The sequence below is a fragment of the Acidicapsa acidisoli genome (assembly GCF_025685625.1).
Taxonomy (GTDB): Bacteria; Acidobacteriota; Terriglobia; order Terriglobales; family Acidobacteriaceae; genus Acidicapsa; species Acidicapsa acidisoli.
Genome location: NZ_JAGSYI010000001.1, coordinates 909427 through 929617, shown reverse-complemented (window position 1 = coordinate 929617; position 20191 = coordinate 909427). Strand labels below are relative to the sequence as shown.

Here is a 20191-nt window from a genome sequence, read left to right as displayed (position 1 = left end):
ACATTCGGCCGCTTGTGACTTGACTGCGAGTGATCCGAGGTTGGAGGATTAGCCTTCGGAAAAAAGCCAGGCAAATGCGAACTTAAAACCTAATTATCTGGAGGAGCAGAAGATGTCATTGAAGTGCGACAATCGCAGAGAGTTTCTGAAGACGGGCGGCGCGGTGCTGGCTGCAACCGCAGTCTCATGGAATGCTTCGAGTTATGCCAAAGTGCTGGGCGCGAACGATCGCGTCAAGGTCGGCGTCATAGGCTGCGGCGACCGCATGAAGAGTTCGCTGATTCCTGCCTTCCTCGAAAATGCAAAGGAGATGAACTTCGAGTTTGTCGCCGTTTCCGATATATGGAACCGGCGTCGCGAAGAAGGCGCGGCTTATATTCAGAAACTCAGTGGGAATTCCATCGCGGCGGTTCGCAACAATGATGAGCTGTATGCGCGCAAGGATGTCGATGCAGTTCTGATTGCGACGGCTGATTTTCAGCACGCGCTGCATGGCGTGGAGGCGGTTGAAGCCGGGCGCGATGCCTATGTGGAGAAACCGACCGCGCACACGATGGACGATGCACGCAAGTTCCGCGCGGCTGTCCATAAGACAGGCAAGATCGTGCAGGTGGGAACGCAGCGCCGTTCGACGCCCAGCTATCAGAAGGCAGCGGAGTATATTCAATCCGGCAAGTTTGGCGACATCGTCATGGTCGAGATGACGTGGAACGTTAATCAGCCGGGCCGATGGCGGCGTCCCGATGTTGTACCGCTTTTGAAGGAGCAGGACACCGACTGGAAGCGCTACCTGCTCAACCGTCCCTATGAGCCGTTTGACGCGCGCAAGTATCTTGAATTCCGTCTCTTCTGGCCTTATTCCTCCGGCATTCCCGATCAGTGGCTGGTGCACCAGATCGATACGGTGCACTGGTTCAGCGGGTATCCACATCCGCGCAGCGTGGTTGCGAACGGCGGCATCTATCTCTGGAAGGACGGCAGGCAGAACTGGGATACGATGACCGCCGTCTTCGACTACGGCCCGCTTGACGATCCCAGCAAGGGATTCCAGGTGCAATACTCCTCGCGTTTCACGAATTCCGCTGGTGGAGTCAAGGAGCTTTATTACTCCAATGGCGGCATGATTGACATGGATAAGCAGCGTGTGACTCCCGATGGTGGCCTCGAAGCGAAGGAAGCAGCCGCGATGGGCCTCAAGGCAAACCAACTGCCGAGCTTCTCGCTGATGGAAAAGACCGAATCCGTTTCGTACGGGGCTGATACCGGCCGCGATCCGCAGACCTCGGCCAACATGCGTAACTGGATGGAGTGTGTCCGCTCGCGCAAGACTCCGAATGCTTCCATCGAGGCTGGTTACAGCCACTCCATCGCTCTCTGCATGAACGTTGCCGCCATCCAGACAGGCGAAAAGGTCACCTTCGACCATAAGACTCAGCAAGTCATGGCCGGGGGCAAGGTCTATGCCTAAAATCGCGGCGTTCAGTCTGCTGGCTACAGTGTTGTTGAGTGCGGCGAGCGCGTTGGCCGTTGCGCCCGGCAAGGGAATTCAGGTTGTGCCGGATGAGGCGCATCGGCGCGTCGATATCAAGGTCGACGGCAAGCCCTTCACCTCGTATATCTGGCCCACTTCCTTGAAGAAGCCGACTCTCTACCCGCTGATTACCGAAGAAGGCATCCCGGTCACGCGAGGCTACCCGCTGGAGCCTCGCGCGGGGGAGCGCGTCGATCATCCTCACCACGCGGGCCTCTGGTTCAACTACGGCAACGCCAATGGCTTCGATTTCTGGAACAACTCGGACGCCATCCCGCCGGATACCCGGTCGAAGATGGGTACGATCCTGCATACGAAGGTCGTCTCTGCAACAAGCGGCGCGGATCGCGGCGAACTGGTTGTTGAATCCGCGTGGATTACCGGAGCAAACGAGCAGATTCTCAACGAGACGACGCGCTATGTCTTCCGGCGTCGCAGCAGTGTCCGATTCATTGATCAGGCCGTCACGCTCACAGCTCTTGACCGCGTCGTCTTCAAAGACGACAAAGAGGGGCTGCTCGGGATGCGCGTCGCGCGCTGGCTCGAATCGCCCACCGAAAAAGGCGGCGCCTTCACGGATGCCAATGGAAACTCCACGAAAGTCGATGCCGCGCCAACAGACGCCACCGGCTCAACTCCGGCAACCGGCGTTTACCTCACCAGCGAAGACGTGAAGGGAGACGCAGCCTGGGGAACACGCGGCAAGTGGTGCGCGCTGACAGGGCACACCAGGAGCCACACCGTCACGATCGCTATCTTCGATCACCCGGAGAATCCCGGCTATCCAACCTACTGGCACGCGCGCGGCTATGGACTATTCGCAGCTAATCCGCTGGGCCAAAGCATCTTCGACCCGAAAAAACCGCCATTTGACTACACGCTGGAAAAAGGCCAGTCCGTTACATTTCGTTACCGTATCGCACTGTACTCAGGCGCAACGACCTCGCCCGAACTGAACCGCGAATCAGGAGCATTTGCGACCGAACCCCGCTGAACGGGCAACGATCAAACTTATTATTAATAAGAATTTGTATTTGGACGGGCTGGCCTTGCGGAGGCGAGACTTGAAATTGAAGGGGAAATGCCATGAACTCCGCAATCAAAAAGATTCTTCTGGGGACGACGCTCCTAGCTACATCCGCAGGCACGCTGCTGCAAGCTGCACCCTTCATCCAACCGAAATTGATGGTGCAGCCTCTCTCCACCAAGCCGCAATTTGCGCGGAACGCCAGCCAGGATCTTCTGCTCCGCGCGGATGACAACGGCTCGACATACTTATACGTAGAACAAGGGGACGGCGCAATCCTGACAGTCTTCGACGTCACCGATCCCAAGCACATGAGCCTGACTGCCTCCGTCGTCACGGAAGGCCATGGAGCGTATGACTTTGTCGCGCCCATCGGCAACAGCAAAGAAATGGTCGCCTTTCGCGATGGATCCGGCACTGCGGTTGTCGATTTCGACAAGCCAACGAATCCCCATCTCTCTGTAACGAAGGCGGCTTCTCACGGTGCGATTGCACTCCTCAACAGGCAGGGATATGCCTCAGTCTCGATTCCGGAGGCTTATACAGAGACTGCCGAGTTGCAAAAAGTCGTACTCATGGAAAACAGTCATAGCCCGCGTTTGCTGAGTGCCATGAAGGACGTGAACCGGCAGGTCACTCGTCCCGAGACTGGAACCACGTTCCTGTTGGCCGAGGGTAAGATCACAGTCTTCCGGGAACGCGATGCCGAGCGTCGATACATCATGGATCAGGATCTCAAATACCAGATGAACCAAGTGAATTAATGCGTAGCCGCGATCGTATCCGAGGGTGCATCAGGCCTTCCATGCGGATACGGTCCGGCTGACGTTCACGCCGTCTTCATAAAAAATCGCGGTGCAGGCTACTAGAATCGGGATCGAGATGCTCGTATGCCGATGACTGCACAAGAAGAAGCTCCCCGGAGCTTCATCGAGAAGGATCCAAGGTGGAAGCTTGTCGAGCGCATCGTAGCGGCTCCGGGTTTCGCCAAGTCGGCGCGGCTGTCGACCCTGCTGGTCCATATCGTGAAGCAGTCCCTTGAGGGCAGGGAAGAAGAGCTGAATGAGCAGCTCATCGGGGAGCGCGTCTTCGGCCGCTCCGTCGGTTACGATCCTCGGGATGACAATATTGTCCGTTCCCACGCCAGCCGCCTTCGCCAACGTCTTGAGACATATTTCCGCGAGGAGGGAAGCGCAGAGTCACTGCTTCTCTCGATTCCGCGCGGCAGTTATGTGCCCCAGTTCGAGCGCATCGAGACAGCCCCAATCGTAGAGCCTTATCCTGCGGCTCCGGCCGAAATGGTTGAGGAAGAAACAATCCTTCCCGTCACGGAAAAACAACCAGCATTCCCGCCCGTCCGCCGCTTCCAGCTAGCGGGCATCCTTCTATGTGCCCTGATCCTGGCTCTCGCCCTGCCGGCGGCGAGTTTCATCCGAGATTGGCGGCATCGCGCTGCCGGCCAAATGGAGACTCCCGCGCATAAGCTCTGGTCGGCAATCTTCAGCCGCAGCCGCGATACGCTGATTGTGCCCGCGGACAGCAGCCTGATCATCCTGAAGGCCTTTACCAGGCATCCCGTGACCATCGCGGAATACGCAAGCGGAAGATATCTGTCTGATGTTGATTGCCAGCAGCCATGCGACCGGCAAATGCTTCAGACGTTGGCCGAGCATCGGTACACCTCACTCGCCGATCTGAAGTTTGCCGTGGCCCTCACCCATATGCCCGAAGCCGTGCCCAGCCGGACGGAAATCCGCTATGCGCGCGATCTGGAGCTTGACGACCTCAAGCAGGCGAATCTTATTTTGATAGGCTCTCTGGAAGCCGATCCGTGGCTTGAACTCTTCCAGCACCAGATGAATTTCATTCTTCACGACGACAAGCTAAAAGGGCCGCTGGAGGTAGAAAACAAAAAGCCGGGTCCGGGAGAACGCGCCGACTATATCTACGACAACCGTGATCCTACGGACTCCGGCTTTGCCACCGTAGCCTTTCTGCCCAACCTGAGCGGCACAGGCAGCGTGATAGTGGTGCAGGGATTCACCCTCGCCGGCACCCAGGCAGCAGCGGAGTTCGTCTCCAACGATCATGATTTCGATTCCTTCTTCACGCCTATTCTGGGAAATCGGCCGACCCTGCCACATTTTGAATTACTGCTCAAAACGCTGGAAGTGAACGGCATCGGTTCGCGACCGGCAATCGTGGCCTATCGCATATACCCCTAGATTTATCCGGGACGATCCTCCTCTCGAATTCCCGTCCCGGTATCTGCAGCATTCATCAAGCCTCGCAATCCGCATTTTGCCACGTCTGATGGATCTTCCAGCCGACGCTCGCGCAGGATTAGCCATCGTCGCAGCTCTAGCGATGCTCTTCCACAAACGCGTCATGACCGCTCCCGCATGAATCGCATCCCGACCAGCTTTCCGTTCTTGAACAGCAGATGAACACCACGGAAATCGACCCTTTTTCGGCCCGATGCGACTGTAACGCGCACATGCGATCTCCCACGTAGACAAGAAGCTCGCAGTTTGACAGTAAAACGCGGGTAAAACCGCGCAACTCCGCAATGCCCCGCCTTCACAATCCAGACAGCGGTCGAGGACTCAGTCCGCTGGAGAAAACACAATGCTTAGTTTCCGCTCTACGTATTGCCTTAGGAAATTATCCGTTTACGGTTTTGGCGCTGTGATCGCAATATGCTGGATAGCTCTGTTTGCGAGCACATGGACAGCGTCGGCCCAGACCATCACCGGCTCGGTGCGCGGTATCGTCACCGACCCCAGCGGGGCGGTTGTGAAGGATGCACAGGTGGGTGTCACAAACACGGCCACCGGCGTCATCAACAACACAGTCAGCGATCGCAACGGCCTCTACGATTTTCCGTTTCTGCCGATTGGAACCTACACCATCCGCGTAACCGCGCCCGGTTTCGATACAGCATCTGAGGGACCGTTCCGGCTGGAGATCGACCAGGTCGCCAACGTCAATATGAAGTTGCAAGTGGGGCAGGCCAGCACAACGGTGAACGTGGACTCCGAACTGAGCCCTATCCTCAATGCCGAGAATGCGACCCTGGGCCTTACCCTCTCGTCCGAGACCATTGCCAACATCCCATTGAATGGTCCGAACTTCTCGACGCTCACACAATTTCTGCCGGGCTCGGTTTCTCCTGAGCCGACTGGATTCACAGGCTCCAACTCCATCGAACGCAATACCAGCGCCTCCGACGTTCCATCCTTTAACGGAAACCGCCAGCAAACAAACAACTACCTCCTCGACGGCGCGGACATCAATGAAAGCTTCAGCAATGACATCGGCTACAACCCGTCCCCGCAGGCCATCGAACAGATCAAGGTGATTACCGCAAATGCGGACGCCGAATACGGAAACGTGAATGGTGGCGCCGTTCTGCTCTCCACCAAGTCCGGCACCAATCACTTTCACGGCAGCGCATACGACTACCTGGAGAACGACAACCTGGACGCCAACACCTGGGCCAACAATTTCTCCGGTGTTAAAAAGAACGGCTATACGCAAGAAGTCTTTGGCGCTACCTTCGGCGGCCCGGTGATCCGCAACCGGCTCTTCTTCTTCGGCGATTATGAGGGCGTTCGCTATCACACTGGCGGCGCGGGAACCGCGAGTGTCGCCCCCGAATCCTTCCGCGAGGGCGACTTCTCTCTTCTCGATTCAAAAAACATCCAGCTTTACGACTCGCAAAACAACTTCGCTCCCTTCGTAGGCAATCAGAACGTACCGATCAAGAGCCCGGTCGCGCAGTTCCTCTTTGCCCATCCGGAAGCCTATCCTCTGCCCAACCGAACCGCCACCGACGGCATCGCCCAGAACGATTACCTCGGCTATCAGAAATCGTTCATCGGCAACAATCAGGGCGACGTCCGCGTCGATTACACGCTCGATTCGAAGGACACGATCATGGGGCGCTACTCCATGGGCGATGCCTACGACGGCGTGGCTCACTCCGTGCTTCCCATCAGCTTTCCCGCAGCCGACGACTACCCGGTGCACAGCATTGTGCTGAACTGGACGCGTGTCTTCTCAAACTCGCTGGTGAACGAAGCCCGCGCCAGCTTCACCCGGCTTGGATACGGCAACACCAACCTCGTCGACCCGACAGGATTGTTTGGCGTTACCGGCAACTCCAAGGTGGGCATCCCCGGGGCGCAAACCTACAACGGCTTCAGCGAACAGGACATGACGAACGGAACGGTGGGCAGCTTCGGAACGACCGCGGGTGTCTATTCGAAGCGTGACAACAACTACATCTATTCCGATAACGTGACCTGGCAGCACGGCACGCACATTACCAAGTTCGGAGCCCAGTTCATTCGCTATCAACAAAACAACTTCGATCCGGGCAATGACGGCACTCTCGGCCTCTTCGAATACAGCGGCCAGTTCACCGGCTCGCCCGCGCAGGGAGAATCCAACGGCTATCCCTTTGCCGATTTCGTTCTGGATTACTCCTCGTATGCAGGCGTAGGCGGCGTGCGAGGCTACACCGGACAGCGCCAGTGGCGCGATGCCTATTTCGTGCAGGACGACTGGAAGGTGCGGCCGAATCTGACCATAAATCTCGGCGTTCGCTATGAATACGATCAGCCGATCTATGAAGTCAACAACAAGGAAGTGAACGTCAACCTGGCGGATCCTTCGCTGGGAACTGCGGGCCTGGAATATGCCGGGCAGAACGGCAACAGCCGCGCTCTTTACAACCCTGTCTACACCAACTTCATGCCGCGCATCGGCTTTGCCTATCAGCCTACGCCGCGCCTGGTCGTGCGGGGAGGATTTGGCACCACAGTCACCCTCGAAGGCACCGGCTCCAGCCTCCGTCTCACAGAAAATCCGCCCTACGAGCATTCCTTCACCGCGCAGGCAATCACTCCCACTACAAACGCGGGTGGACAGCCCTTGCAGGTAGTGAACGGCTTTTCAACCGCTCCCGGAAATGTTTCGGTCTCAAACACCCAGTACTATGCCTGGTCCCAGAATCTTCGCCCCTCCTACATGCAGGAATTCAGTCTCACTACGGAGTATGAAATCAACGCTAATACTTCGTTCCAGGCCGGATACGTCGGAGAGACCGGCCAGCATATGATCGTGCCGATCGACGGCAACCAATGGACATCCCCCTGCACATCGAAATGCACGAATGCTCCGTTCTATAACCTCGTAGGGCAGACCGGTGCGGTCGACATAACGGCATCGGAAGCCATGAGCAACTACAACGCCCTTCAGGCTGTCGTGCGGCACCGCCAGAGCAACGGCTTGGAGTTCACCGTCAACTACACCTACGCCAAGTCGCTGACGGATAACCCAGGCTTCTACGGCGTTCCTGGAGTCAACGGTCCCAGCCCTTATTGGGAGAATGCCTACAATCCGAAAGCGGATTACGGCCCGAGCGGCTTCGATCTGCGCCACAATCTCAGCGCGACCGGCATCTACGAGCTGCCCTTCGGGCATGGCAAGAAGTTCGGCGCGAGTTGGAACAACCTGGTGAACGAGATCATTGGCGGCTGGAAGCTTGCCGGTTCCGGATCGCTCCACACTGGCTTTCCCATCACAATCTCCGGTCCCAACAATGCCAACTCGAACGCCTTCGCTGCCCGCGCCAACCAGTACCAGCCTCTGAAAGTGCTTGACCGGAGCGTGAAAGACTGGTTCGGCACCGATCCCTCCGCAGTGCCGTGTACCGGCGCGTACAACAACGCCTGCGCGTATGGTCCGGAACTGCCTAACACCTTTGGCACCGCCGCAGTGGGCACCGAGCGCGGTCCCGGCTATCGCGAAATGGACCTCTCGCTCTTCAAGACATTTGTTTTCACGGAGAGCGGCCAGTCTGTCGACTTCCGTTCGGACTTCTTCAACGCCTTCAACATCGCCAGCTATGCTGACCCCTCCAGCAGCATCAGCAGCACCAACTTCGGTCAGATCACCTCAACGCGTTCTCCGCAGCGGCAGATTCAGTTCTCAGCTCGCTACCACTTCTAAAGTTCGATCGCGCGATGTGGCCGCCGCAATGTGGCCACATCGCCTTTGCAATTTTTCTGCCTAGTTTTTTGCGATTTAAAAGGAGTAGTCATTGAGTTTTCTCAGGCGGGTTTTCTGTTATGCCCTTATCCTGGCCATCTTCCCTGTTTTCCACTACGCATCCGCTCAGACGACAAAGACGAGACCACCGGTGCTGATGATCTCCGTCGATGGCATGCGTCCGGATTATGTAACAAAAGCCGATGTGTATAAGCTGAATCTTCCCGTTCTCCGCGGCTTCCTGCAAAACGGCATGTATGCGGACGGTGTTATCGGCGTCGTGCCCACGGTGACATTTCCGGGCCACGCTACATTGGTCACCGGGGTGTGGCCGCAGGAGCATGGAATCTACAACAACGTCCGCTTCGATCCCTTCAATCGCAACACCGACGCCTGGTTCTGGTACGCAAGCGATCTCAAAGCGCCGACTCTCTGGCATGAGGCCGCGCAGGCGGGGATTGTTACCGCGAGCGTCTTCTGGCCCAGCACCACAAACGCGGACGATATTGATTACCTGCTGCCCGCCTATCCGATTCGCACTCCCGCAGACGCAAGCCTGATGGAGGCGATCTCTCGCCCTGTTGGATACCTGAAGAAGATCGAGAAGCAGACAGGGCCCTTCTACATCTACGATTCGGTAGCGGACTTCGATGACCTGCTGACGAAGTCATCAGTCTCCATCATTCGCGACGCCAAACCAGGGTTCATGACCATTCATCTCGTGTCGCTGGATCACGCCGAGCACGCGACCGGGCCATTCAGCCCGGAAAGCAACAAGGCCATGGAAAAGATCGACCAGATGATCGGGGAACTGGTCGAGGCCGAGCGCGCCAACGATCCGAATGCAATCGTCGCAGTGGTTTCCGATCATGGCTTTGCAGCCACGCATACGAGCGTGAATCTGCTGATTCGCTTTGTCGAAGCCGGACTCATTCAAATCAAGAAGTCTCCTCCAAACAATCAACCCTCCATCGCCTCCTGGAAAGCTACGATGTGGAATGCCGACGGCTCTGCATACATCATGCTGAAAGATCCCGATGACGCGCAGACTCTGAGCGAGGTGAAAGCACTCCTGGACAACATGCAGCAAGACCCGCTCTACGGAATCGCGCGCATTCTCACTCATGAAGAAATTGTCGCGCGCGGCGGCGATCCCAAAGCCTCATTCCTGGTGGACTGGAAGCCCGGGTTTACCGCCGGAGGAAGGCTTGAGGGCGATATCCTGAGACCCATTCCCGGCACCGGAACACACGGATACCTTCCCGATCATCCCGAACTGCAGTCCTCCTTTTTTGCGATAGGCTCCAGCATCCATGCTTGCGATCTTGGCACCATCGACATGCGGCAGATAGCGCCTACGCTGGCCGGGTGGATGGGCATCAACCTGCCGGGAACAACGCAACCGCCGGTCCGCTGCAACCAATAGCCTGCTCGTACCGTCTGAGCCCTCATACCTCTTGCGTCATCCGGAGAATGTTCCATGTCGACACCGCCTTCCTTCCTGCGACGAATGTTGCTCGCCGCATTCGTACTGGCTTTTCCGCAAGCGTCTTTTTCTCAGGCCGTCACAAAGCCACTGCCTTTGAACGCGCCTTTGCAGGACAAGAACTTTTATCTTCTTTCGCTGCTTCAAAAAAATGCCGAGGTCAGGCGTGCGCTTGTTGCGGATCAGGAAATCGCCGAGATCAGCGCGGAGCGGAAACGTTCCGTAGAACGGGAACTCGCACAATGCAAGGAGAATGTTGCCTGTACCCTCAAAGGCCTTTTGTGGAACGACGAAGAAATTCATGCGGTCTCTCTCGCACTGGCCCGGCTCTACCGGGAGAACAAATCGTTGCGGCTTCTTGTCGACAAGGAACTTCGCCCCAGTGGCGCGTATGTGCTGTATCAAAAGCAGAGTGGAGACAACCTGCTGGCGAACGCATGGGACACCTGTGCTCGCGGCCTGAATGACGTCATCTCCGTGTACGGCGAGGGAACCGCTCCGCGCTATCCGCTGATCGACTCCTACTCCTTCGACGTGAACTCCGCGGACTATCAGCAGCGCGTCCACTCGCTCGTCAGTGACATCAATAGCGGCACGTCGTCTTCTTCCTTATTCTTCGATCTCTCCCTCAACTCTGCACTGCAACTTCTGGCGCTCAATCATCGGGATGAGGCCGGAAGACTGGAGCCGATGGAAACGGGCGTCAACGCCGCTGCTGTCAAGGCCATCGCTGCAACTCCATGGAATAAATTTGCTTACTCGGTGATCGTTGTTCCCGGAGCCGGACCGGGGGATCGCGATACCGCGCTCTCCAACTCCGGGCGCAAACGCGTGCAGTTGGCAGCCGAGGCCTATCACGCAGGCAAAGCTCCGTTCATCCTTGTCTCCGGCGGATATGTCCATCCCTCACAGACGCGCTTCTCCGAAGCCGTCGAGATGAAAAAGGCGCTATTGCAGGATTTCAACGTGCCGGAATCCGCAATCCTCATCGATCCGCATGCCCGCCACACGACCACCAACATGCGCAACGCCGCGCGGGAAATATATCGCTATGGAGTCCCGATGAACAAGACCGCTTTGGTCATCAGCGATGCTGCGCAGGTCGGTTACATCGCAGGACAGCCATTCGCCGACCGCTGTCTGAAAGAATTGGGATATATGCCCTACCGGATTCTCAGCCAGCCCTCCGATACCAGTCTTGCGTTTCTGCCTTTGGTGGAGTCGCTGGAACAGGACCCGATTGAGCCGCTTGACCCCTAGGCAGATCAGACGGCAAGCGGTCAGTTCGACCAATATAAACAGAGTGTTTTGTGGAGGAAATTGCTGGTGAAAGAGCAGAGAGTCGCACAGGTGAATTCACAGCGTGTATGGAACCCAATTTCAGCGCGAGCTGGTTTTGTCCGTTTGATTGCAGTTGCCTTGACGATCGCAGCGTCCGCGGGAAGCGCAAGAGCCGTCACCGCAGGCGAAGCGCCGAAGCTTTTGCCCATACCTCGTGAGTATTCTTCTCAGGGCGTGATCGAACTGACTCATGGGGTGTCGATCAAGAGCGGATCTGATTCGGAAGATCGTTTTGCCGCGCAGGATCTCTCTGCGTGGCTTCAGCAACTTAACATCTCGAACGCGCATGGCCATTCGGCTGTGATTGAATTGCTCCGGTCGGACTCGAAGCGGGCAGCGAAGTTGCTCTCAGCCTCCGGCGCAAAAATCGATAGCCCAATGCATGAAGAAGGGTACGCGATTGTTCCGAACGGGAACGGATTAGCCGTTATTGCGGACACTTCGTCCGGAATCTTCTACGGCGTGCAGACGGTCAAACAGTTGATCGTCGGAAACAGTACTTCGGCGACATTGCAAAAGGCGCTGATTCGCGATTGGCCCGCGATGCGTTATCGCGGAATATCAGACGATCTATCGCGTGGTCCAGTTCCGACCCTGGACTTTCAGAAGAGCCAGATACGCACCCTGGCAGCCTATAAGATCAATCTCTACTCGGCATACTTTGAGAACACTCTGCAGTATCTCTCCAATCCCGTTCCTGGGCTGCCGGGCGGAAGCATGAGTCGCGAAGATGTTCGCGAACTCGTCGACTACGCGCGTCTCTATCACGTCACCATCGTCCCCGAGCAGGAAGCCTTCGGGCATCTGCATCACGTCTTGAAGTATGAGCAGTATGCTCCGCTCGCGGAAACTCCAATGGGAAATGTCCTCGCTCCCGGCCAGCCCGGCTCCCCGGCATTGATTGGCCAATGGTTCAAGGAAATTGCCGCAATGTTTCCCTCGCCATTCCTGCATATCGGTGCAGACGAAACCGCCGACTTAGGCAAAGGGCAGACACACGATGCCGTGGACGCGCGCGGGTTAGGCGCGGTGTATATTGATTTTCTCTCCCAGGTTCATGACACGCTCGCGCCGCTGCACCGCCGACTGTTGTTCTGGGGCGACATCGCAATGAATGATCCTGCCGAAGTGAAGCGCCTGCCCAAAGACATGATTGCCGTGGCTTGGACATATCATCCAGAGCCCAAGGGATTCGAACCATGGCTGAAACCATATGTCGATGCCGGAATGGAGACATGGGTCGCGCCCGGAGTGAATAACTGGAGCCGTGTCTACCCCGACAATAACTATGCACTGGGCAACATCCAGGGTTTCGTTCGCGACGGCCAGGCGGCTCATAGCACAGGCATGTTGAATACGATCTGGAACGACGATGGAGAAGGTCTCTTTCTGTCCGACTGGTACGGCGTGTTGTTCGGCGCCGCCGCGGGGTGGCAATCCGGAAGCAGCGATGTTGCGCAATTTCAAGACTCTTACGGACGCATCTTTCACGGAGACACGACCGGCAATCTCGACAAGGCGCAACGCGAACTGATCGCGATCTACCAAGCGCTCGACGAGTCGAAGATAAGGGAGTCCACCGATGCCCTTTTCTGGCTCGACCCATGGAGTGCCGAAGGGCAGGCAGTCGCCGTCCAACTGCGGCCGCTCATTCACGAGATGCGCCTTCATGCGGAGCAGGCCATTGCGCAGATCGCGCAGGCACGAGCCGCGGGGCCTCTGCGTGAGAGCGACGCCATCGATGCACTGGAGTTGGGCGCGCGCCGTTTTGACTTCATCGCACAGAAGTTCGAAACAGCCGATACGATTGCGAACCTCTATAACCATCTATATTCCGGACAGGCCGATCCGCAGGTAGCAAAGCGCGCCTACGGAATCTTCGGAACGATCACAGGAGTCAACGGACTCTGCGAAGACATGCGCGACGGTTACAGCTACACGCGCCTGCAATATTCGCAGCTTTGGCTGCGCGAAAACCGCCCATACTGGTTGCAGAATGTTCTGCTCCGCTATGACATGGCAACTCAACTCTGGGTATCACGAAGCGACCGTTTCAAGTTAGCCCGGGATGAATGGCGGGAACATCACAAGCTGCCTTCGCCTGCCGAGTTGGGTATTCCAGTCCCAACAGTGAATTAGGCATCTGGAACAAATCGACGAATATCAATCACGCTTCCCTGAGGGAATGTGCAGATCCAATTTGCCATTCCCGAAGAAGCCGCACTCCGATCGCCGAACTTCGCATCGAAAAGCGACTAGTTAAAACGCCGGTAGAAAATCAGCAGGAATGTGAGTTGGAGTCGAGTGAGAGGAGAGAATTCTCTAGCGGGGCAGAATCTGCGAATTTACGGGGAAATCTGCAGAAATTAGCGAGCTTGAATCTTTTAAGTTATAGATTTCAGACTAGATGAGAGGGGGATTCGAACCCCCCGATAGAGCTTTTGACCCTATAACGGTTTAGCAAATCTATCGCGCATGTGCCTTCTCGTGCGGAATCAACAACTTAGCATCATGTGAAATGGCTGTATTCGGATGAAATAAGGCAGTTCGGCACTCGAATGTGCAACGGAACATGCAACTGCTCGATCTCTTCGGGAACTGGTGCCCGGGTTCTACTGAATACCGACTTTCGGAGCCGTCTTCCCACTCTCAAACCGGTTGGGCGTGCTTCCGTCAACACAAGAAACTCATTTTCAATTCTGCCTGAATGGGAGCCCTGATGCTAACGGGGTAGCGCATCTTGAAGCTAGGTGCTTTGCACGATTTGTCGCCAGTTTTCGCTTAAGGGAATGAAGGCAGTCGAACGCAGAGACACTTCATTCCAAGGAGATTCGTCATGATCAACAATATGATCGCATTGGCACTGTTCACCGTTGTCGGGCCATTCTCGAGCGGAGACGCCCCGGCGCTTTCGTCCCCTGCCGCACACTATCAGACTGCTCAATATGCTGTCCCGCCAGTTCCCGTGATGACAGTGTGCAACGTCAACGGCGTCGATTACCAAGTCGATTACTCTTACCAGATCTGGGGAGTAAATGCATTTGGGAATTGGTTTGTGATTGGTCGGATAGTAAGGACCGCGTATGGAACGATCGCAATTCGAACAGACGGCGTCCGCTACCCCGCGGCCTGTTAATCAGGCTTCTCGGTTAGACACGTAGATCAGTCCGATTGTGTCTCTCGAAAGAGGGAAGCGCCGCCGAACGCGCTTCCCCTTCGGACAGATGAGTTTCCGTCCGTTCAAATGTGCGGTTGGACCATTTCCTCCAAAGCTTCAGACAGCCAGTCGCCTCTCTCTTTCGTCCTGATGGCTTTGGCCAAAATTGAGTCACATAAATCTAGTCGGTCCTATCGTCGTGAAGAGTACAGTCAGTGAGGAAGGATTTTACGATGCCTGCCAGCTTTCTCAGTTATTCCGACTCCGACGGACAGCACAACTTCGTTCTGGATGGCGCGTCCGTGTCGATTGGCCGCTCTCCGGATCGAGACATGGTCCTGCACGAAACCCTCGTCTCACGTCATCATGCAGTCATTACGCGTGAGGGCGATAATTGGACGGTCTCAGATGAAAACAGTACTCACGGCACCTTTCTCAATGGCGCCCGCATCCAAAACGCGGTTCTGAAGCCTGGCGATGTGCTGCAAATCGGGTCTCTCACCGGCAAGAAATTGCGATTTGTCGTTGAATCTGACGAGCAGGTAACCGGTCCATTGAAGCAGACTTCTTTCCATGACTTGCTGTCCTCCATTCAGGAGATGCCCGACACCCTCGCTGGAATCCCTCCGGCGGCACGCGAGATCGAATTACTGAACTGGCTGCTTCGCGCGGCCCGTCAGTTGAATGAGGGCGAAGTTATCGACGAAATTCTGGGCGCATTATTGCATCTGACACTGCAATTGACCGGGGCAGAGCGGGGATTCGTCTTTCTTTGGGCAGACAGAAAGCTGCATTTTGCGAAAGGTCTCGACTCCGCCGGTGAAGTGCTGGCGCAGGATCAGAGCATCTCACAAAAAGCAATTGAGAACGCGATCAATAGCCGGCGGAAGTTCTCGGTAAGCGATACATCTACCGATGAGAGGGTAATGGGTTGGTCGAGCGTCATGATGAATGACATTCGCAGAATTCACTGCGTTCCCTTGCGGAAACGGGTCGCACCGAAAGAGCCTGACAAGTTGCTCGGACTGTTATACCTGGACAGCCGGATCGCCCCGGGCGATCTTAGCGAGATTGATCACCTGATTCTCGACACCGTATCTGCTGAGGCAGCAGCTCTCCTGCAGAACGCGTTGCTGGTCGAGGCCGAACAGAAGGCTCGGCAAGCCAGAGAAGAGCTTGCTGTAGCCGCCAGGATACACAGTGGATTAATGTCCATCGCTTTGCCCGTGCTCCCTTATGCGTCGCTTCAAGCGAAAACCGTCCCCTGCCTTGCGATCGGCGGCGATTTCTACGACGCTGTGGTCCTGGATGACTGCGTTTGTGTGACTCTGGTGGATGTATCCGGCAAGGGGATTTCAGCAGCCATTGTTGCGGCGACCCTGCAAGGTATTGTCCATGCGCAGTTAGCGGCGCGGCAAGACTTATCCGACATAGCCACGGCGGTAAATCGCTTCCTCTGCGAGCGAAACATCGGTAAGTACGCGACGATGGTGATCGTTAAGCTCTATCCAGATGGCCAGTTGGAATACATTAACTGCGGGCACATATTGCCGCTCGTAATTCGCGGCAAACAGATCCGGCGTTTGGAAGACAGCAATTTGATGGTTGGACTGTTCGCAGAAGCAATCTACGCTTCAGCCAAAACCGTGCTTCTGCCTGGCGAACGTTTGGTAATCGCAAGCGATGGAATCACAGAAGCTGAAAATAGCAAAGGTCGGCAGTTTGAAGAGTCATGGCTCAGTGTAGTGACCCACTGTCCCAACATCGGGGAGATTCTCGACCAGGTGGCTAAATTCCAGGCTCCTAACCCTGCCCAGGATGACTGCACTCTAGTGGAGGTTCGTTACAACGGCAATGAATGAGAGACAGATCTTCCAGCGTTCCTGTGTATAGCTCAATATTCCTATCGCGGTGAACCCAAGAATTGACGGCTTATCGATATAGATCGACGTTCTGGTCCGAAAGTGGCGATACGAGCGGTCCCGACTCAAATTCGAGAAAACACATGATCAGTAAAGCTCCGACTTGAGATTGAGATTCCGGACAAGTCGATGCAAATACTTGGGATGAATACCGAGCAGTCGCGCGGCCTCGGGAATACTTCCCTTTGCTTCTCCCAGCGAGCTGCGAATCAACTCCTTTTTTGTCTCGTTGAGCGCTTCGTGGTATCGCGATACTGGGAGCCCCCCGGCTTGTTCCTCGAGCAGGCCATTGGGAAGATCTTCCGGAAGGATCTCCTCGGTCAGGCCAAGCACGATCGCGTGCTCGATTGCGTTCTCCAATTCGCGCACATTTCCGGGCCAGCTATAACTTATCAGGAGCATCCGCGCTGCCCGGGAAATACCTTTGAACGGTCGCTTACTTTTTATTGCGTACTTTGTCGCGAAATATAAGGCAAGCAGAGGAATGTCCTCGCGATGCTCACGCAGAGGCGGCACGCGAATCGAGACTACGTTGAGGCGGTAGTACAGATCCTGTCGAAACTCGCCGGACTTGATTGCTTGCTCAAGATTCTTATGCGTGGCGGCGAGAACCCGTGCCTTGAATGGGACGGATAGAGTTCCGCCAACTCGCTCGAATTCCCGTTGCTGCAGGACGCGCAACAATTTCGCCTGCATTGGCGGGGGCAATTCCCCAATCTCATCAAGGAAGAGAGTTCCCTCGCCGGCCGCCTCCAACCTACCCTTCCGCATCCCGGTCGCTCCGGTGAAGGCGCCTTTCTCATATCCGAATAGTTCACTTTCGAACAGTGTCTCCGGAATTGCGGCGCAATTGATGGCGATGAAAGGCCGATCGGATCGAGGGCTGTTTTGATGGATCGCGCGAGCTACAACCTCTTTGCCCGTTCCGCTCTCTCCACGGATCAGCACCGTGGAATCACTATGTGCAACTCGAGAGATGAATTCTTCAACCTGGTGAATTTGCTGGCTCTCGCCTACGAGTCGGCAGGTTGGGTTTAGTTCCGCCTTCAATTGCAGGTTCTCGGAACGCAATGCATCAAGGGCAAGTATGTTTTCCAGAGTGACCGCTGCGATGCGTGAGACCGAGTCAAGAAAATGTATGTGATCCTCACGAAAAGGCGAATCCGGGTGAGGCGAAGTGAGATAGATAACGCCGATTGTCTTTTCCACGGCGCAGAGCGGCATGCAGAGAACGCTGTGTGCCTCTCCAGCGCCCGTTGACGCGCCCGTGAAGACGGCCGATCGTTCCCAGATTGCCCGGTGAACCAACTCGCGCTGGATCTCGATCAACTCCTTCGCATCAGGTTGCCGGTCCCAGGTAATGATCGAATGGGGCTCCCCATTGAGATCAGTGAGCAGCACTACGGCGCCCTGGTCTGCGGGAATCACTTCGCAGATTAGCCGCAGAAGCTCTAGCTGAAGGAGTCCAAAATCTCGAATGGAATTGATGATATTGCTGATCCTCAACAATGCTGTCAGGTCTCGTGCCATCCATCCAACTCGATCCGCGAAGGTCGGCGCTGTTCGGTCTTCCAATCGAATTGTCTGGAGAGATGGAGCGGAAGCAATGTCACTAAGGCGTATTTGAGACGTTTCGGTATCTTCCCCTTCGTGTAGCAGAAACACCAGTTCAGATCTTCCGATTCGGATCGCATCACCGTGTGCAAGACCTTTTCGACTTACGGGAATTCCATTTACAAAAGTTCCGCACGGACTCTCGCGATCGACAATCACATATTGATCGGCCACCTGCTCGATCGTGCAATGTCTGCGCGAGACATCGGAGTCGATCAGGCATAACTGATTCGACTCGTCGAGGGCGATCGTAATATGTCCGTCGATTAGCGGTCGAACCGTTCCTGTCAACGAACCCGAAATGACGAGGAGCCGCGGCTGCATCAGAGCCTCCGGTGCATTCGAGTGTAACGTAATCGAAAAAGAAACATAGATAAATCGAGGAACGATGCCCTGACAGAACCGACAAGATACTGGCTGGTATCTGTTCGGATACCGTTGGAAGGGGCGCAGCAGGAATTCGCTGAACAGAAAACTGTAAGTACCCTCTATCTCATTGATATTAAACGTGCTCAGTTAAATCACGAAAACACCGCGTGCGCGCTCATCTTTGGCCACATGCATGCAATATCTCCATGCGTAGTAACAAGCTCCAGAAGAGAAAGTGTTCTGGAGCCCCAGGAGGAACCTGAAGAAGGTTCCTGGAAAAGGAGATAGTCATGAAACCCATCGTCGCAATTGTCAACTTCGTCGCCGTCACCCTCATCGCCACTGGTTGCGCACTCGCACAAGACCATCTCGTGCGAGCAACCGTTCCATTCAACTTCACCGTCAACGGCAGCTCTCTGCCTGCTGGGATCTACACGATTGGCACAAACATTGAGCGTCCTAACTTGCTCAGCATTAGAAGCCGGCAGGGGAATGTCGATATGTGGGCCATGGGCCTAGTCAATTCAAACGAACCGGCCAACACTGGCAGCCTCTTGTTTCACAAGTATGGCGACCAGTACTTCCTGCGTGAGATTCGCTATCCGAGTGCTTCGAGAAAGCTGAGCTTCCCAGCATCGAAAGCGGAGAAGAGAGCCATGGAACATCACCTGGACGCAGGTCTCAACCCTAACAGCGACACGTTGATCGCGCTCAAATAGGTCTTTAATGTTAGACTGTGCTTGAAATCAATAGACCCGGAGAAATCGTCTCCGGGTCTATTTCTAACGGACTGACATGTGAAGGTATCTCTGACTATCTCGGACCGCTCAAACAGTGCAGTTACGAGTACCTTTTCTGATTGCACAAGATTGCAGCGTTCCTGCGTTCAGCAGAGTCCGGCGATCCAATAGGATCGGCCACGTTACACGTGCCAACTGCTACTGCACAGTCAAGGAGGCCGAGCCTGGGTTCGTGCAGTTGTACACAGAGATCTGGTACGTGTAAGGATTCGACGATGGCGTCGTTAGAGTACATGCGGTGTAGGGGTTCGTGATTGTGGTCGGTGTACCTGAATTCGAGCAAACCCCTGCTGGAAGAACGACGCTAATAGGAGATGTGCCATCAGGCGGATCATCTCCTGCATATGTCCAGTAAACCTTGGTTCCAGCGGGAGCGGATAGGGATGGGGGCTGCGCGGTCGCCGTCTGGCTGGGGGTACTGCACTCATCTAACTCAATTGATTGGGCACCACGCGTGGCCAAGCCGCTTGTGTTGGCCGAAACGAATTCGAAACCACTTGGGTTGGAACAGTATTTGCACGGTCCGACTCGTTGCGCAAACACGCCTGGCGCTCCACTTGGTACAGTGCCAGTGGGAGCAACGGTGTTAGAAATGACAATGGTGTATTGATAAAACCCGGCTCGATTCTTCTTCAAATGGCACACGACCGGTTTTTTACCATCGCTGGTTAAGGGTTCATTGCCTTTACATGGACTGATAGTCGTTGGCGTGAACTTAATCTCGAAGCCCTGACCCGCGACCGGGTCCCATTCCAGAGTGGTTCCGGCATCGGCATAGCTCTCCACAGGTAAGCTAGGTGCAACCCACGTTACGACTCGGACCTTTTTGCAGCCGCTCGGCAACAGCAGAAAGAGCAGACAAATGGCAATGAGGGAGAACTTTGTCA

The 20191-nt window shown here is 55.6% G+C and carries 12 protein-coding genes; 11 read left to right on the top strand and 1 reads right to left on the bottom strand.

Annotated elements, in window-relative coordinates; all coding sequences use genetic code 11:
• Positions 1-112: 112 nt before the first annotated feature.
• From OHL23_RS03790 to OHL23_RS03745, 10 genes are all read left to right on the top strand, one after another.
• Positions 113-1468, top strand: a complete 1356-nt coding sequence (locus tag OHL23_RS03790) for a Gfo/Idh/MocA family oxidoreductase (protein ID WP_263350437.1) — start codon at positions 113-115, stop codon at positions 1466-1468.
• Complete coding sequence (locus OHL23_RS03785; protein ID WP_263350436.1) at positions 1461-2525, top strand: DUF6807 domain-containing protein; 1065 nt, start codon at positions 1461-1463, stop codon at positions 2523-2525. Before OHL23_RS03790 ends, OHL23_RS03785 begins: the two co-directional genes overlap by 8 nt.
• Before the next feature lie 92 nt (positions 2526-2617).
• A complete protein-coding gene (locus OHL23_RS03780; RefSeq protein WP_263350435.1) occupies positions 2618-3322 on the top strand; it encodes an LVIVD repeat-containing protein in 705 nt (234 codons plus the stop codon).
• Positions 3323-3454: 132 nt separating this feature from the next.
• Positions 3455-4783 (top strand): hypothetical protein, encoded by a 1329-nt coding sequence (locus OHL23_RS03775; protein WP_263350434.1) that lies wholly within the window; start codon positions 3455-3457, stop codon positions 4781-4783.
• Between the two features lie 403 nt (positions 4784-5186).
• Positions 5187-8576, top strand: a complete 3390-nt coding sequence (locus OHL23_RS03770; RefSeq protein WP_263350433.1) for a TonB-dependent receptor — start codon at positions 5187-5189, stop codon at positions 8574-8576.
• Between the two features lie 91 nt (positions 8577-8667).
• The gene (locus tag OHL23_RS03765) at positions 8668-10041 is read left to right on the top strand and encodes an alkaline phosphatase family protein (RefSeq protein ID WP_263350432.1); all 1374 of its coding nucleotides are present in this window, start codon (positions 8668-8670) and stop codon (positions 10039-10041) included.
• A gap of 54 nt (positions 10042-10095) precedes the next feature.
• Positions 10096-11361, top strand: coding sequence for a YdcF family protein (locus OHL23_RS03760; RefSeq protein WP_263350431.1), 1266 nt, complete (start codon positions 10096-10098; stop codon positions 11359-11361).
• A gap of 66 nt (positions 11362-11427) precedes the next feature.
• Entirely contained in the window at positions 11428-13581 is a 2154-nt protein-coding gene (locus OHL23_RS03755) for a beta-N-acetylhexosaminidase (protein ID WP_263350430.1), read from the top strand.
• A gap of 697 nt (positions 13582-14278) precedes the next feature.
• Entirely contained in the window at positions 14279-14578 is a 300-nt protein-coding gene (locus OHL23_RS03750) for a hypothetical protein (RefSeq protein WP_263350429.1), read from the top strand.
• Positions 14579-14832: 254 nt separating this feature from the next.
• Complete coding sequence (locus OHL23_RS03745; RefSeq protein ID WP_263350428.1) at positions 14833-16461, top strand: SpoIIE family protein phosphatase; 1629 nt, start codon at positions 14833-14835, stop codon at positions 16459-16461.
• Between the two features lie 147 nt (positions 16462-16608).
• Here OHL23_RS03745 and OHL23_RS03740 read toward each other — a convergent pair whose 3' ends face one another.
• Positions 16609-18459 carry a sigma 54-interacting transcriptional regulator gene (locus OHL23_RS03740; protein WP_263350427.1) on the bottom strand — a complete coding sequence of 617 codons (1851 nt, stop codon included), beginning with the start codon at positions 18457-18459 and terminating at the stop codon, positions 16609-16611.
• 335 nt (positions 18460-18794) lie between these two features.
• Here OHL23_RS03740 and OHL23_RS03735 point away from each other — a divergent pair, with 335 nt between their 5' ends.
• Positions 18795-19223 carry a hypothetical protein gene (locus tag OHL23_RS03735; RefSeq protein WP_263350426.1) on the top strand — a complete coding sequence of 143 codons (429 nt, stop codon included), beginning with the start codon at positions 18795-18797 and terminating at the stop codon, positions 19221-19223.
• Positions 19224-20191 lie beyond the last annotated feature (968 nt).